The organism is Enterobacter sp. FB, from assembly GCF_000805795.1.
GTDB lineage: Bacteria > Pseudomonadota > Gammaproteobacteria > Enterobacterales > Enterobacteriaceae > Enterobacter > Enterobacter roggenkampii.
The window spans coordinates 57850-73970 of sequence record NZ_JSZC01000011.1; the positions used below are offsets into that span (position 1 = coordinate 57850).

16 protein-coding genes are annotated in these 16121 nt (G+C 55.8%); 5 read left to right on the top strand and 11 right to left on the bottom strand.

Translation table 11 applies throughout. The annotated features are described in order from the left end of the window. Positions 1-42: 42 nt before the first annotated feature. Together secA and mutT are read left to right on the top strand one after the other, a co-directional pair. A complete protein-coding gene (secA, locus tag PI91_RS06245; protein WP_021240521.1) occupies positions 43-2748 on the top strand; it encodes a preprotein translocase subunit SecA in 2706 nt (901 codons plus the stop codon). Positions 2749-2805: 57 nt separating this feature from the next. Further along, entirely contained in the window at positions 2806-3207 is a 402-nt protein-coding gene (mutT, locus tag PI91_RS06250; RefSeq protein ID WP_039265675.1) for an 8-oxo-dGTP diphosphatase MutT, read from the top strand. Between the two features lie 25 nt (positions 3208-3232). On the opposite strand, the gene yacG is transcribed toward mutT, so the two are convergent. From yacG to coaE, 3 genes are read right to left on the bottom strand one after another with little or no spacing between them, the layout of a single operon-like run. Then, complete coding sequence (gene yacG / locus PI91_RS06255; protein ID WP_023615920.1) at positions 3233-3427, bottom strand: DNA gyrase inhibitor YacG; 195 nt, start codon at positions 3425-3427, stop codon at positions 3233-3235. A 9-nt stretch (positions 3428-3436) separates the two neighbouring features. Then, a complete protein-coding gene (gene zapD / locus PI91_RS06260; protein ID WP_039265676.1) occupies positions 3437-4180 on the bottom strand; it encodes a cell division protein ZapD in 744 nt (247 codons plus the stop codon). After that, positions 4180-4800, bottom strand: a complete 621-nt coding sequence (coaE, locus tag PI91_RS06265; RefSeq protein WP_039265677.1) for a dephospho-CoA kinase — start codon at positions 4798-4800, stop codon at positions 4180-4182. Before coaE ends, zapD begins: the two co-directional genes overlap by 1 nt. A gap of 228 nt (positions 4801-5028) precedes the next feature. Between coaE and PI91_RS06270 the strand changes: the two genes are divergently transcribed. Continuing rightward, positions 5029-6072, top strand: coding sequence for a GMP reductase (locus tag PI91_RS06270; RefSeq protein ID WP_023293282.1), 1044 nt, complete (start codon positions 5029-5031; stop codon positions 6070-6072). 41 nt (positions 6073-6113) lie between these two features. On the opposite strand, the gene hofC is transcribed toward PI91_RS06270, so the two are convergent. From hofC to nadC, 4 genes are all read right to left on the bottom strand, one after another. Then, positions 6114-7298, bottom strand: a complete 1185-nt coding sequence (gene hofC / locus PI91_RS06275; protein ID WP_039265678.1) for a protein transport protein HofC — start codon at positions 7296-7298, stop codon at positions 6114-6116. Then, the gene (gspE, locus tag PI91_RS06280; protein ID WP_039265679.1) at positions 7288-8670 is read right to left on the bottom strand and encodes a type II secretion system protein GspE; all 1383 of its coding nucleotides are present in this window, start codon (positions 8668-8670) and stop codon (positions 7288-7290) included. Before gspE ends, hofC begins: the two co-directional genes overlap by 11 nt. Positions 8671-8680: 10 nt before the next feature. Continuing rightward, positions 8681-9118: a prepilin peptidase-dependent pilin gene (gene ppdD / locus PI91_RS06285; protein ID WP_039265680.1), complete on the bottom strand. Its 438-nt coding sequence runs from the start codon at positions 9116-9118 to the stop codon at positions 8681-8683. A gap of 174 nt (positions 9119-9292) precedes the next feature. Next, positions 9293-10186, bottom strand: a complete 894-nt coding sequence (nadC, locus tag PI91_RS06290; protein ID WP_021240514.1) for a carboxylating nicotinate-nucleotide diphosphorylase — start codon at positions 10184-10186, stop codon at positions 9293-9295. Between the two features lie 87 nt (positions 10187-10273). Between nadC and ampD the strand changes: the two genes are divergently transcribed. Both ampD and ampE read left to right on the top strand, forming a co-directional pair. After that, complete coding sequence (ampD, locus tag PI91_RS06295) at positions 10274-10825, top strand: 1,6-anhydro-N-acetylmuramyl-L-alanine amidase AmpD (protein WP_039265681.1); 552 nt, start codon at positions 10274-10276, stop codon at positions 10823-10825. A gap of 9 nt (positions 10826-10834) precedes the next feature. Then, positions 10835-11689, top strand: coding sequence for a beta-lactamase regulator AmpE (gene ampE / locus PI91_RS06300; RefSeq protein ID WP_008501964.1), 855 nt, complete (start codon positions 10835-10837; stop codon positions 11687-11689). 18 nt (positions 11690-11707) lie between these two features. On the opposite strand, the gene PI91_RS06305 is transcribed toward ampE, so the two are convergent. The 4 genes from PI91_RS06305 to PI91_RS06320 form a co-directional block, all read right to left on the bottom strand. Beyond that, positions 11708-12658 (bottom strand): family 43 glycosylhydrolase, encoded by a 951-nt coding sequence (locus tag PI91_RS06305; protein WP_039265683.1) that lies wholly within the window; start codon positions 12656-12658, stop codon positions 11708-11710. A 10-nt stretch (positions 12659-12668) separates the two neighbouring features. Beyond that, complete coding sequence (locus PI91_RS06310) at positions 12669-14066, bottom strand: glycoside-pentoside-hexuronide (GPH):cation symporter (RefSeq protein WP_039265684.1); 1398 nt, start codon at positions 14064-14066, stop codon at positions 12669-12671. Between the two features lie 164 nt (positions 14067-14230). Continuing rightward, a complete protein-coding gene (gene aroP / locus PI91_RS06315) occupies positions 14231-15601 on the bottom strand; it encodes an aromatic amino acid transporter AroP (protein WP_008501961.1) in 1371 nt (456 codons plus the stop codon). 46 nt (positions 15602-15647) lie between these two features. After that, entirely contained in the window at positions 15648-15875 is a 228-nt protein-coding gene (locus tag PI91_RS06320) for a hypothetical protein (RefSeq protein WP_084635599.1), read from the bottom strand. Positions 15876-16121 lie beyond the last annotated feature (246 nt).

A 16121-nucleotide genomic window follows, 5' to 3' on the forward strand; every position in this document is an offset into this window, starting at 1 on the left:
CCTTAATTTATCTGCCCATGATGGGGCGTTTGAGAATTTATTATGCTAATCAAATTATTAACTAAAGTTTTTGGTAGTCGTAACGATCGTACCCTGCGCCGTATGCGCAAAGCTGTTGCCGTCATCAACGGTATGGAACCGGCGATGGAGAAGCTCTCTGATGATGAGCTGAAAGCGAAAACGGCGGAATTCCGTGCGCGTCTGGAAAAAGGTGAAACCTTAGAAAGCCTGATCCCGGAAGCATTTGCGGTCGTGCGTGAAGCAAGTAAGCGCGTGTTCGGCATGCGTCACTTCGACGTTCAGCTGCTGGGCGGGATGGTGCTTAACGAACGCTGCATCGCGGAAATGCGTACCGGTGAAGGTAAAACCCTGACCGCAACGCTGCCGGCTTACCTGAATGCGTTGACCGGTAAAGGCGTTCACGTCGTTACCGTCAACGACTATCTGGCGCAGCGTGACGCCGAAAACAACCGTCCACTGTTCGAATTCCTCGGCATGACCGTCGGCATCAACATGTCTGGCCTGCCTGCACCAGCCAAGCGTGAAGCGTATAACGCGGACATTACCTACGGTACCAACAACGAATACGGCTTCGACTACCTGCGTGACAACATGGCGTTCAGCCCTGAAGAGCGCGTCCAGCGTAAGCTGCACTACGCGCTGGTGGATGAGGTGGACTCCATCCTGATCGATGAAGCGCGTACTCCGCTTATCATCTCCGGCCCGGCTGAAGACAGCTCCGAGATGTACCGTAAAGTCGACAAAATCATTCCACACCTGCTGCGCCAGGAGAAAGAAGACTCGGATACCTTCCAGGGTGAAGGTCACTTCTCCGTGGATGAAAAAGCGCGCCAGGTGAACCTGACCGAGCGTGGTCTAGTGAAAATCGAAGAGCTGCTGGTGGCTGAAGGCATTATGGAAGAGGGCGAGTCTCTGTACTCCCCAAGCAACATCATGCTGATGCACCATGTGACCGCCGCGCTGCGTGCCCACGCGCTGTTCACCCGCGACGTCGACTACATCGTAAAAGACGGCGAAGTGATCATTGTCGATGAGCACACCGGTCGTACCATGCAGGGACGTCGCTGGTCAGACGGTCTGCACCAGGCTGTAGAAGCCAAAGAAGGCGTGGATATTCAAAACGAAAACCAGACGCTGGCGTCTATTACCTTCCAGAACTACTTCCGTCTGTACGAGAAGCTGGCGGGCATGACCGGTACAGCCGATACCGAAGCGTTTGAATTCAGCTCTATCTACAAGCTGGATACCGTGGTCGTTCCAACCAACCGTCCGATGATCCGTAAGGATATGCCAGACCTGGTGTACATGACCGAAGCGGAAAAAATTCAGGCGATCATCGAAGACATTCGCGAGCGTACTGCTAAAGGCCAGCCGGTTCTGGTGGGGACCATCTCCATTGAAAAATCCGAAGTGGTTTCTCACGAGCTGACGAAAGCGGGTATTAAACACAATGTACTGAACGCCAAATTCCACGCCAAAGAAGCGGATATTGTTGCGCAGGCAGGTTATCCGGCTGCGGTAACCATCGCCACCAACATGGCGGGTCGTGGTACCGACATTATGCTGGGCGGTAGCTGGCAGGCCGAAGTGGCTGAGCTGGAAAACCCAACGCCTGAACAGATTGCGCAGATCAAGGCCGACTGGCAGGTGCGTCATGACGCGGTGCTGGCATCCGGCGGTCTGCACATTATCGGTACCGAGCGTCACGAATCGCGTCGTATCGATAACCAGCTGCGTGGTCGTGCGGGTCGTCAGGGTGATGCCGGTTCTTCCCGCTTCTATCTGTCGATGGAAGATGCGCTGATGCGTATTTTCGCCTCCGACCGCGTGTCCGGCATGATGCGCAAGTTGGGCATGAAGCCGGGCGAAGCTATTGAGCACCCGTGGGTCACCAAAGCGATCGCGAACGCACAGCGTAAAGTGGAAAGCCGCAACTTCGATATTCGTAAGCAGCTGCTGGAATATGACGACGTGGCTAACGATCAGCGTCGTGCGATCTACACCCAGCGTAACGAACTGCTGGACGTGTCCGACGTGAGCGAAACCATCAACAGCATTCGCGAAGATGTGTTTAAAGCCACGATTGATGCGCACATTCCGCCGCAGTCTCTGGAAGAGATGTGGGACATCGAAGGCCTGCAGGAACGTCTGAAAAACGACTTTGACCTCGATCTGCCTATCAAAGAGTGGCTGGATAAAGAGCCTGAACTGCACGAAGAGACCCTGCGCGAGCGTATCTACGAAACCGCGCTGGACGTCTACAAGCGCAAGGAAGAAGTGGTTGGCGCTGAAATGATGCGTCACTTCGAAAAAGGCGTGATGCTGCAGACGCTGGATTCCCTGTGGAAAGAGCACCTGGCGGCGATGGACTACCTGCGTCAGGGTATCCACCTGCGTGGCTATGCGCAGAAAGATCCGAAGCAGGAATACAAGCGTGAGTCCTTCTCCATGTTTGCCTCTATGCTTGAGTCGCTGAAGTATGAAGTCATCAGCACCCTGAGCAAGGTTCAGGTGCGCATGCCGGAAGAAGTGGAAGCGATGGAGCAGCAGCGTCGTGAAGAAGCCGAGCGTCTGGCACAAATGCAACAGCTGAGCCATCAGACCGACGACAGCGAAGCCGCAGCGGCGATCGCCGCGCAAACCGGCGATCGTAAAGTGGGTCGTAACGATCCATGCCCGTGCGGTTCTGGTAAAAAGTACAAGGCGTGCCACGGCCGTCTGAGCTAAGTTCATAAAAAAACAAAAAGGCGCAGATTTCTGCGCCTTTTTTATGGAAGTGACAATATGAAAATACTGCAAATTGCCGTCGGGATTATTCGCAACCCGCAAAATCAAATCTTCATCACCCAGCGCGCTGCCGACGCCCATATGGCGAACAAGTGGGAGTTTCCAGGCGGTAAAATCGAGTCAGGTGAAACGCCGGAAGAGGCGCTGGTTCGCGAGCTTCAGGAGGAGGTGGGGATCACCCCGCTTGGCGCAACGCTGTTTGATAAGCTTGAATACCAGTTTCCGGACAGACACATCACGCTGTGGTTCTGGCTGGTGGAAAACTGGGAAGGTGAACCCTGGGGGAAAGAGGGGCAGCCGGGTAACTGGGTGGAGCTTCAGGCAAGTGATGCCGAAAAATTCCCGCCAGCTAATGAACCTGTGATCCTGCGGTTAGTCGAACAACCGAAGGCCTGCTAAGCGACGCGCCAGCAGGCTTTACAGATTACTGCTGGTTTTCACTCCAGTCATCGCTGTCCGAAAGATCGCCTTTACTCGGAATGCGTTTCTCTTCCGCCGCCCATTCGCCCAGGTCAATAAGCTGGCAGCGTTTGCAGCAGAATGGGCGGAACGGACTCACTTCGCCCCAGACAACGGTTTTGCCACAGGTCGGGCAGTTTACGGTGGTGACATCAGACATCGGCACTCCTTAACAACAGGCCAGTTCAAAATCGAGGCGTTCCGGCACGGTGCCATTTTCGCTGTCCAGCGGCATAAAGCGAATCGCAAAGCGGCTCTTATGCCCGGAAATTTGCGGATAAAGCTGTTCGCCAAGCGATATATTCAGGCGCAGAAGATCGGCATCATCACCGTTGTCCTGGTAGAAACCGTTCAGGCTGGTTTGCTTGCGGAACGGCGCTGAGTTACGGATCAGATCGAGGATCAGCGACAGCGTCTGGTGCATCGGCTCCAGGCTTGCCAGCCAGCTGTTCACCTGCGCGTCACGCTGGGCTTGTGGCATATGGAGCCATATATGCAGCGTCGGCAGGTCGAAGCTGCAGCAACCGCCAGGGATGCTCAGGCGCTGGCGCACCAGGCCAATCAGGCGGTCCTCACGCAAAAACTGCCCGACGCGCGGTGCGGCCATCAGGATGCTGCTGCTGGTTTTAAGCTGCTGACGAAGGGAATCGATACGGCTTACGTCCACCCCCGGAACCTCAGCCCATGCCTGCAATTTACGCTGCTGGCGCTCCAGCTCTTTAAGCAATTCTGTGCGGACATCGCCGCGTTCAATCACATCCAGCAGATCGCCTACATTGCGGAAGAAGTGCAACGCCGTAGCGTGATCGTTAACCGGCAGATGTTGTGAAAGCTGCTGAATGAGGAATTCGATGCGCAGCCAGGTACGCATTTTTTCGTTGAGCGGATGCTCAAAAAGGATGTGAGTCGACATTATGGTTTTTCCTGTGCAACGGCCTGCCCGGCTAACGTCAGATACTGCGCGTGCAGACGGGCAACATCCGATGCAATAGCATCTGGTGCGCCGTTATTATCAATAACATCATCCGCCACGGCAAGGCGCTGAGCGCGCGTGGCCTGAGCGGCGAGAATATGTTCAGCATGCTCGCGCGAGACATGGTCTCGCAACATGGTTCTCTGGATTTGCGTCTCGGGTGCGACATCAATCACCAGTACCCGATCGGCTTTCTGATGCAGCTGATTTTCCACCAGCAGCGGAACCACCCACAAGACATAGGGCGAGCGGGCTTCGGCTATCTGACGCTGTGTTTCCTGGTGGATAATGGGATGGAGCAGGGCATTAAGCCAGGCTTTTTCCGCTGAATCGGAAAAAATGCATTCGCGAAGCTGACGGCGATTTAGCGTGCCATCGGCATTGATGATTGCCTGGCCAAAATGTTCTGCGATGGCCTTAAGCGCGGGTGTATTGGGCTCTACCACCTGGCGGGCAATAATATCGGCATCGATAATCGTGATACCCAAACGAGAAAACGCGTCTGCAACGGTACTTTTGCCACTACCGATGCCACCGGTTAATGCAACGATATACCCCATTAAATCAAATCCTGGGAATTATTCATTATTAAAATCAGTTGATTAAAACTCTCAGGTGCGCCAGCAACTGTTTAGCCCTCTTTACCGGCTTTTTACCAGGTAAATTTATAGGATTGTAGCGTAAAAAAAGAGAATTTCGCAGTCTTGCGGAGCAGGTATTAGTGCGTATGATAGCGTCACTGGAGTTGTGCTTTTAACATATTTGCCTCTAACCCCAGGAATCCGCACATGCGTATCGAAGAAGATCTGAAGTTAGGTTTCAAAGACGTTCTTATCCGCCCTAAACGCTCTACACTGAAAAGTCGCTCAGACGTTGAACTCGAACGTCAATTCACCTTTAAGCATTCCGGTCAGACCTGGTCTGGCGTGCCGATCATCGCTGCCAACATGGATACTGTGGGAACCTTTGAGATGGCAACCGCGCTGGCACAGTTCGACATCCTCACCGCCGTGCACAAACATTACAGCCCTGAAGAGTGGGATGCGTTTGTGGCGTCCGCCTCTGCTGATGTGGTGAAGCACGTGATGGTCTCCACCGGTACCTCCGATGCGGATTTCGAGAAGACCAAACAGATTCTGAAGGCTAACCCGGCGCTGAACTTCGTTTGTATTGATGTGGCGAACGGTTACTCCGAGCACTTCGTACAGTTCGTCAGCAAGGCGCGTGAGGCCTGGCCGACGAAAACCATCATCGCGGGCAACGTGGTGACCGGTGAAATGTGTGAAGAGCTGATCCTCTCCGGTGCCGATATCGTGAAAGTGGGCATCGGTCCGGGCTCCGTATGCACCACGCGCGTCAAAACCGGCGTCGGTTATCCGCAGCTCTCTGCCGTCATTGAATGTGCCGATGCGGCGCACGGGCTGGGCGGCCAGATCATCAGCGACGGTGGTTGCACCATGCCGGGTGATGTCGCAAAGGCCTTCGGCGGCGGCGCGGACTTCGTGATGCTCGGCGGCATGCTGGCAGGTCACGAAGAGAGCGGCGGTACCGTAGTAGAAGAGAACGGCGAGAAATTTATGCTGTTCTACGGTATGAGCTCTGAGTCTGCGATGACCCGTCACGTCGGCGGCGTGGCAAAATACCGTGCGGCAGAAGGTAAAACCGTCAAGCTGCCTCTGCGCGGCCCGGTTGAAAACACCGCACGCGATATCCTCGGCGGCCTGCGCTCTGCCTGCACCTACGTTGGCGCCTCCCGCCTGAAAGAGCTGACAAAGCGTACGACGTTTATTCGCGTTCAGGAACAAGAAAACCGCGTATTCAACAGCCTGTAATGGCTATCGCTGGCGCATGCCCGTGCGCCAGCCCTGTTGTACTATCCCGCGCTCATTGCATCTCCCAGGTGGAATATCGGCAGGTACATTGCCACCACCAGCGTACCGATAATGACCCCCGTCACTATCAGAAGCACTGGCTCCAGAAGCGCCGCCAGATTCTCTGCACGTTGAAAGGTCTGTTCCGTATGATGGCGGGCAAGGTTTGCCAGCATGATATCCAGCGCACCTGACATTTCACCGGTTCGTAAAAGCTGAACACAGAGCGGGGTAAAGATTGCCGCTCTTTGAAAGGATGACCAGACGGGAAGGCCTTTTTCAATGTCCTCCCGCACGCCGCGCAGTATTCCCTGCCAGTACTGACTTTCAACGGTCTCCTCGGCACTCTCCAGGCCCTGTAAAAAGGGGATACCCGCCTGTTGCGTGAGTGACAGCACGGTAAAGACGTGTCCCAGCTTTTGACCTTTTGCCAGTGCGCCCATCACGGGCGTATGCAGCAGGATGCACTGCCAGCGAGGATTCTGCCGCAGAGCCCAGGCGACGGCTAAAGGGGCTAATAGCAGGACGAACAACGCAAGGGCATATGACTGCATAAAGGCGGCCATCCCCATAACCATCTGTGTCAGCACGGGAAGCGGGGTATTAAACGTTTTGTAGATCGCGGCAAACTCGGGCAGGACCAGAGTGACCATCGCCAGCACGACGAGCACAGCCAGCGTCAGGACGATCGCCGGGTAGCGCAGCGCCTTTTTCACTTTTGCACTGAGCTGCTGCTGCGCTTTTTGTTGTTGCGCGAGCTGACGACAGCACACCTCCAGCTTCCCCGTCAGCTCTCCGGTTTTCACCATCGAGACATGCAGCGGGCTAAAAACGGCTGGCCACTTTTTTAGCGACTCAGAAAACGGGCATCCTTCACTGAGCTCATCGGCAATGCTTTGCAGCAGCGCCTGCCACGGTTTTAACGGATGTTGCTCTGCCAGCATTTGCAGGCTGTGGGACAGCGTCAGCCCAGCCTGCAGCAGCGAGGCGAGCTGATGAAACATCTCGCCGCAGTGGTGTGGACGCCAGCGGTGTCGCTGCGTGCATCGGGTCAGCGTCAGAGGATGGAGGTCGTTACGCATCAGCCGGGTGAAGACCGCATTGGGGTCTGTGGCCCAGAGTGTCCCGCTTCGGGGTTCTCCATCTTTGGTGAGCGCACGCCAGCGCCAGAGCTGATTAGCCGCCATTGGGCATTCCCAGGACGCGCAGCAACTCTTCAATCGTGGTTAGCCCTTGTTCGACGGCCCTGCAGCCGTGTTCAAAAAGAGAAACCATCCCCGCCTGCCGGGCGCTCGCCTCTATGACGTCAGTTCCCGCCCCGCTGGCAATGGCCTGCCGGAGGGCATTGTCGATGGCGAGTACTTCAAAAATGGCCACGCGGCCATAAAAGCCGTGATAACAGCGATCGCAGCCGGTGGGCTGCCAGCGTGGAAGCGACCTGGGCCATACTGAGCGAGGTAATTGAGCCTGATCGCGGGTTTCCCGGCGACAATGTGGGCACAAACGCCGGACCAGTCGCTGGGCAATCACCATCGTCAGCGCGGAAGAAATCATCCAGCGCGCGACGCCCATCTGCTCCAGGCGAATGAGCGTTTCCGTCGTCGAGTTGGTGTGCAGGGTCGACAGCACCAGATGCCCGGTCTGGGCAGCATTAATGGCAATCCCCGCCGTTTCTCCGTCACGGATTTCGCCGACCATAATGATGTCGGGATCCTGACGTAGCAGTGCGCGCAGCACGTTCTGGAAGGTTAAACCCGCCCGGGGATTAATCTGCGTCTGGTTTAATCCGGCAAGGGGGATCTCAATAGGATCTTCCACGCTGCAGATGTTGACGTCAGGGGTGTTACGCGACTGCAGCGCGCTGTACAGCGTCACGGTTTTACCGCTGCCGGTAGGGCCGGTGACCAGAATCAGCCCCTGCGGCTGGTGGAGAACCGCATTAAAACAGGCCAACTGTTCAGCATTCATGCCAAGCGCTTTCGGCTCAAGGGCCTGCGGAACCTGATGCAGGAGGCGCAGCACAATTTTTTCGCCGCCGCTGCAGGGAAGCGTCGCGATCCGAAACGAGACCGGCTCATTGGCCAGTTCAATCGTAAACTGGCCGTCCTGAGGCAGTCGGCGTTCTGCAATATCCAGGTTACCCAGCACTTTTAAACGTGCGCTTAACTGGTTAGCCAGTTCAGCGGCAAGCGGAGGCTGCGGACAAAGTACGCCGTCGATACGTAAACGAATCTGGCACGCGTGCTCCATCGGTTCGATATGAATATCAGAGGCGCGCTGGTTGATTGCCTGCTGCAGCGTGTGGTTAAGGACATCTACCGTGGAGTGTGTTTGCGAAACGCCGGGCAGATGCGATTGTGACGTTAGCTGCCGGTGTTTTTCCATGCGCTCCACGCTCCAGCACTCAATATCAATCCGTTTCTGGGTCGCGAAACGCAGCGCCTCCATGAGTTCGGTCGCGGGCTTTCCCACGACGGCAATGTTGATCCTCTCACTGTCGCTGGATAGCAGCAGTGCGTGATGGCGAAGACAAAGCGCCACGAGTTGATCGGTATTCATTCTCCGCTCCTCAGTTATTGCTGAAGCGGAAAACGTCATCGCAGGCCTGCTTCAGAGCGCTATCAGCACTGATGTTGCAGACGCGCGTCCAGCCCGTCATCCCGTTGCCGTTGTTCCACTGCGGCGTCATGACCACTTCCAGCCCGTTAAGACTTTCCTGTCCTGTTAAGGTCACGATCCCTTTCGCTACGCTCATTCCGGAAACGTAGCGTGTCGTGGTGGGGGAAGGGATGCCGTTGCTGTTGGCATCGCAGCTCTCCACACCACCGTGATCCAGCGCGCAAAGTTCAATGGCGGTGCGGTAGGGAACGAAGGTTTGCAGCATATCGGTCAGCGCCGCTTTGCGCAGGTAGTTCTGATAGGCAGGTATGCCGATGGCGCTCAGAATCGCAATAATGCCGATGACCACCATCAGCTCAATAAGAGTGAATCCGTGTTGTCTGTTCATATCTGCTCCTTACGTTAAGTGGCGCTACTCTGTCAGCGCAAAAGGGCAGAAACGAGGGGCAAAAAAGGGAACGGGAAAGCGCGTTCAGAGAATTAATGCGGTGTTGCAGGAAAGAACAGCGGATTTGCGAGCGGGGCTGAAATTCCCCTCTCCAGGCGGAGAGGGGAGGAATCACTATTTAAAACGCATCGAGAGGTCGAGGGCGCGAACGTGCTTGGTCAGCGCGCCGACGGAGATGTAATCCACGCCGGTTTCGGCGAATTCACGAATCGTTTCGAAGGTGACGTTTCCGGAGACTTCGAGCTGGGCCCGGCCATTGGTCAGTTTTACCGCCTCACGCATCTGTTCGGTTTCGAAGTTATCGAGCATGATGATATCGGCCCCGGCCTTGATCGCCTGCTCCAGCTCGTCCAAGTTTTCCACTTCTACTTCAACCGGCACATCCGGATGCAGCCAGAAGGCCTTCTCCACCGCCTGACGTACGGAACCCGATGCAATAATGTGGTTCTCTTTAATCAGGAAAGCGTCGGACAGGCCCAGACGATGGTTTGCGCCGCCGCCGCAGAGCACCGCGTACTTCAGCGCCGTGCGCAGGCCCGGCAGCGTTTTGCGGGTATCCAGCAGCTGGGTTCGGGTGCCGGCCAGCAGGTCAACGTAACGACGCACTTCGCTGGCGACGCCAGAGAGCGTTTGTACAAAATTGAGCGCGGTACGTTCGCCGGTCAGCAAGACGCGGGAGGGGCCGTCCAGCTCGAACAGCGGCTGGTTTGGCGTGACGCTATCGCCGTCCTCCACGTGCCATGTTACCTGCACATCATCGCCCGCCAGCTGGGTAAAGACCTCTTCAACCCAGCGCTTGCCGCAAAACACACCCTCTTCACGGGTGATAATGACCGCGTGGGAGCGCGTCTCTTTCGGCAACAATTGTGCGGTAATATCTTTATCGGCATTGACGTCACCGCCCAGATCTTCTTTCAAAGCATGGGCAACGCTTGCCGGAATATCCATATTAATACGTTCCAGAAGCGCTTCACGTCGGTGGTCGGGGTTGTAGCGGCGAGGCGGCATGATAAAACTCCAAATTGGTAACGAATCAAAATATTGAAACATGCTACTCTGAACCGAGTAACAGCACCATACATAAGGAGTTCCAGCATGTTGTTAGAAAACGGATGGCTGGTGGATGCGCGGCATGTGCCTTCGCCGCACCACGACTGCCGCCCGGAGGATGAAAAGCCCACACTGCTGGTGGTTCATAATATTAGTCTCCCGCCGGGGGAATTCGGCGGCCCGTGGATCGATGCGTTATTCACGGGAACGATAGATCCCGATGCCCATCCTTTCTTTGCTGAGATTGCGCATCTGCGCGTGTCGGCTCATTGCCTGATTCGTCGCGATGGTGAAGTGGTTCAGTATGTTCCCTTTGATAAGCGCGCCTGGCATGCCGGGGTGTCGATGTATCACGGGCGCGAACGGTGCAACGATTTTTCTATCGGGATCGAACTGGAAGGCACGGATACCACGCCCTACACCGATTCACAGTATCAACAGCTAGCGGCTGTGACCCGCACGCTTATCGGACTTTACCCGGCCATCGCCGACAATATTACCGGGCACAGCGATATCGCTCCGGCGAGAAAAACCGATCCCGGCCCGGCATTTGACTGGCCGCGGTTTCGCGCCATGCTTGCCGCGTCGTCAGAATAAGGAGATACCATGACGTTGTTTACCATGCTGCTGGTTATCATCGCTGAACGCCTGTTCAAGCTCGGTGAGCACTGGCATCTGGATCACCGGCTGGAGGTGTTATTCCGCCGTATCAAGCACTTTTCCATGCTGCGCACGCTGCTGATGATGGCGGGTGTGATGGTGATTACGTTCCTGCTGCTGCGCGCGCTGTATGGACTCTTTTTCAACGTGCCGCTGCTGGTGGTGTGGATCCTGCTCGGCGTGCTGTGCATTGGTGCGGGCAAGGTGCGTTTGCACTATCACGCGTACCTTAAAGCCGCCTCCCGTGACGATGCCCATGCGCGCAATGCCATGGCGAGCGAGCTGACGATGATCCACGGCGTGCCGCCGGACTGCGACGAGCGCGAGTTCCTGCGCGAACTGCAGAACGCGCTGCTGTGGATTAACTTCCGTTACTACCTGGCGCCGCTGTTCTGGTTTGTGGTGGGCGGTCCATGGGGACCGGTCTTGCTGATGGGGTATGCGTTCCTGCGCGCCTGGCAGACCTGGCTTGCTCGCTATCTGACGCCGCACGAGCGTTTGCTGTCCGGCATTGATGCCATCCTGCACGTGGTTGACTGGCTTCCGGTGCGTCTGGTGGGCGTGGTGTACGCGTTAATTGGCCACGGTGAAAAAGCGCTGCCCGCGTGGTTCGCCTCGCTTGCCGACCGCCATACGTCGCAGTATCAGGTGTTAACGCGTCTGGCGCAGTTCTCGCTGGCGCGTGAGCCGCATACCGATAAGATTGAAACACCGAAAGCCGCTGTCTCCATGGCGAAGAAAACGTCGTTTGTGGTTGTGGTTATCGTGGCGCTGCTGACGATCTACGGCACGCTGGTGTAAGCCAGCGCGCCGCAAAGACTAAAGCGTATCCGCAGGCGGGATGCCGAAATCAGGCATCCCGTTTTCATTCCAGCGGACGTGCTTCAGGCGGGTATGACGGTTCGGATCGTACAGCGGATCGCCTTCAATTTCGGTGTAGTTCCGCGCGTGGTACACCAGCACATCTTCCCCTTCCGGCGTTTGCGTAAAGCTGTTGTGGCCCGGGCCGAACTGGCGGTTTTCGTAGCTTGTCACGAATACGGGACGCGGGGATTTGTGCCAGTTTGCAGGGTTTTGCGGATCGGCATTCAGGTCTATCCACAGCAGTCCCATGCAGTAGTTCTCGTCGGTAGCGCTGGCGGAATAGCTGATAAACAGCTTATCGCCGTGAACCAACACCGCCGGGCCTTCGTTAACCCAAAATCCGCGACACTCCCAGTCATACTCCGGTTTGCTGAGCATCACCGGCTCGCCTTTTAGCGTCCACGGGTTCGCCATTTCGCACAGATAAAGGTTGGAGTTCCCGGTGATATCCGGTGCCTTTTGCGCCCACAGATACCAGCGTTTCCCCTGATGCACAAAGGAGGTAGCGTCCAGAGCAAAGGTATCGAACGGGGTTTTGATTTGCCCTTTTTCCACCCACGTGCCGGTAAGCGGATCGCTGTCGGTACATTCAATGGCAAACATGCGGTGCTGGAACATCCCGAGTGCATCGAGCGCCTGCGTGTGCGTCGCGGCAAAATAGATGTACCACTTTCCGTCGATATGATGCAGTTCCGGCGCCCATATCAGCTGGCTCATGGGGCCAGCGTCGGGTTTACGCCAGACCACCACCTCTTCGGCATGACGTAAGCCTTCCAGCGACGCTGCGCGGCGGATCGCCAGCCTGTCGTACTGCGGCACGGAGGCGATAAAGTAATATTTCCCATCGTGGCGCAGGATATACGGGTCGGCGCGTTGTTCAATAAACGGGTTTGGCCAGGTTTGCATTCGGCTTTCCTTATTTAGTCTCAGCGGCTTTCAGTTCCTGATAATCGTTCAGCTCGTGGTAGTTGTTGCGGCGTTTTTCCAGATCGAGCTGGATCTGCTTCATGGTTTCACGATCCACCTTCAGCAGGCGCACCACGCCCGCGGTAATCAAATAACCCACCCCCGGGATAACGGTAAACAGCAGCACAATCCCGTTGATGGCGTCTGCGCTTTGCGCTTTCGCCCCCGCGTCGTAGCCGTACCAGGAGAGCAGAAAACCGACCATCGCCCCGGCAATCGCCAGCCCCAGCTTCAGGAAGAAGATGTTGCCCGAGAAGCTGATGCCGGTGATGCGCTTCCCGGTTTTCCACTCGCCGTAGTCATCCACGTCGGCCATCAGCGACCAGTGCAGCGGAGACGGGATCTGGTGCAGGATGTTCAGCAGGACGTAGAGCACCACGATGGTGACGGTCGCTTTCGGGTCGAAGAAATAAAAGGCGCAGGAGAAAATCGCCAGCACGATGTTGGTCCAGAAGAAGACCTTCAGCTTGCACCAGCGGTCGGTCAGCACTTTTGCCAGCACGCTGCCGAGCATCATGCCGACAACGCCCAGGCTGATAAACAGCGTGGCGAAGTGGGTGCTCTGGCCCATCACCCAGGTGACGTAATACATGGTGGCCGCCATGCGGATAAAACCCGGGCAGACGTTGCAGAGCGTCAGGAGCAGAATGCGCACCCACTGGTCGTTCTTCCACACGTCTTTCAGGTCGTTTTTCAACTGGTCATTGGTCTGGACTGCCGGGCGCACGCGCTCGCGCACGGTGGCGAAGCAGAACAGGAACATGCAGGTGCCAATCAGCGCCAGCACGGTCATGGCCATCTGGTAGCCTTTGGCTTTGTTGTCCCCGCCAAACCAGTCTGCCATGGGCAGCAGCGTTAATGAGAGCAGCAGCGTGGCGATGCCGACCAGCACGAAGCGATACGACTGGCAGGCAACGCGCTCTTTAGGATCGTTAGTGATCACCCCGCCCAGCGAGCAGTAGGGGATGTTGATGGCGGTGTAGGTGAGCGACAGCAGGAAGTAGGTGACAAAGGCATAGATAACTTTGCTGTTATAGCTCCACTCTGGCGTGGTGAACATCAGGATGCTGAACAGCGCGTAGGGGAAAGCGATCCACAGCAGCCATGGACGAAACCGGCCATATTTGCTGCGGGTACGGTCGGCAATCGCGCCCATGATCGGGTCCGTTACGGCGTCAATCACGCGGACGGACAGCAGCAGCACGCCGACCAGCGCAGGGGCAAGACCAAAAATATCCGTATAAAAATAGTTAACAAACAGCATGATGGCGCCAAAGATAATGTTGCATCCGGCGTCGCCCATCCCATAGCCGATCTTTTCTTTTACTGACAGTGTGTTGTTATCCATCGACAGCTCTCCGGTTTACGGTATGGAGAGAATTATTCGCTGGCGAAGGGATATATGCGTTGCAGTATCAGGGCGGTGATATGGATAAATGCGCTGTGGGCGTGAAAGTGTGAGGGAGGTAACAACGCGCGGCACCCGCAAAAGCAGGCACCGCGGTGGGAGGCTTAGTGCGCCTTCATGGCATTACGGCTTTTCTGACTGAAGAGATAGCCAACGCCGAGTACTGCAATCCAGACCGGGATCAGGTAGACGGAAATCGCCATACCTGGGGTGATCAGCATGATCACCAGCACGGCCGCCATGAACAGCAGGCAGATCCAGTTACCCAGCGGATAGAGCAGGGCAGGGAAGCGCGTGGTGACGCCCTGCTGCTGCTTCGCGCGGCGGAACTTCATGTGCGCCAGGCTGATCATCGCCCAGTTGATGACCAGCGCAGAGACCACCAGCGCCATCAGCAGGCCAAACGCCGATTCCGGTGCCATGTAGTTAATCAGCACGCACAGGGCGGTCACGATGGCGGAAACAATGATGGTATTCACCGGCACGCCGCGTTTATCAACGTTAAGCAGCATCTTCGGCGCGTTACCCTGCTGGGCCAAGCCGAACAGCATGCGGCTGTTGCAGTATACGCAGCTGTTGTAAACGGAGAGCGCTGCGGTCAGCACCACGATGTTCAGCGCGTTGGCGACAAAGGTATCGCCCAGCTCGTGGAAGATCAGCACAAACGGGCTGGTGTCAGCAGTCACGCGCGTCCACGGCAGCAGGGAGAGCAGCACCGCCAGTGAGCCCACATAGAAGATCAGGATGCGGTAGATAACCTGATTTGTGGCTTTCGGGATGCTCTGCTCCGGGTTGTCGGCTTCAGCAGCGGTGATGCCCACCAGTTCCAGGCCGCCGAAGGAGAACATAATGATCGCCATCATCATCACCAGGCCGGTCATGCCGTGAGGCAGGAAGCCACCCTGTTCCCAGAGGTTGCGCACCGTGGCCTGCGGGCCGCCGTTGCCGCTGAACAGCAGCCAGCCGCCGAAGATAATCATCGCCACCACGGCAATGACCTTGATGATGGCAAACCAGAACTCCATCTCCCCGAACACTTTAACGTTGGTCAGGTTAATGGCGTTGATAATGACGAAGAAGGCTGCAGCAGAAGCCCAGGTTGGGATTTCGGGATACCAGAACTGAATGTATTTCCCGACGGCGGTCAGTTCGGCCATGGCAACCAGAACGTACAGCACCCAGTAGTTCCAGCCCGAGGCGAAACCGGCAAAGCTGCCCCAGTACTTATAGGCAAAGTGGCTGAAGGAGCCTGCGACCGGCTCTTCCACGACCATTTCGCCCAGCTGGCGCATGATCAGAAAAGCAATGAAACCCGCAATCGCGTAACCCAAAATAATGCCCGGACCGGCAGACTGGATAACGGATGCGCTGCCCAGAAACAGGCCGGTACCAATCGCACCGCCCAGTGCGATGAGCTGAATATGGCGGTTTTTAAGCCCGCGCTTTAGCTGATCGCCGTGCTGTTGAGCTTCCATTTGAAACCTCGTGTGTGGTTGTTATGTTCACGCTGAGCGTGTGTAATTATGAAAATCCATATTCTGTATTTATTTCTTTACGGTTAACGAGACCGAAAAAAACGGAGATGACTTCCGTAAGCGCCAGAATAGTGGTAAGTGCCTGCGAATGCACCTGCTTGATGAAGGGGTGATGACGACTTGAATAAAAAGAAAGCATTTGTAAATCGGCCCGCTCGTTGTTCCTCACCCAACCTATAGAATAGAAATGCGCCTTAAGTGGGCGAATTTTCATTATTTGCCTTGTTGAATCGCTTCAGATTGCAAAAACCCTCGTTTAATTATGGTTAAAACTCCCTCTTTGGGGGTAATCAACTCATTTGTGCAAAGTTACATTTCTGAAACGTTATTTCTGTAAGGTTGTTAAAATGTGCAGGGTTTACTGATTTCAATCAAAACCAATATGGACAGAAGGTGAATACTTTGTTACTTTAGCGATACGAAATAGAAATTGGTAAGACCAATTGACTCCGGGCAAAAA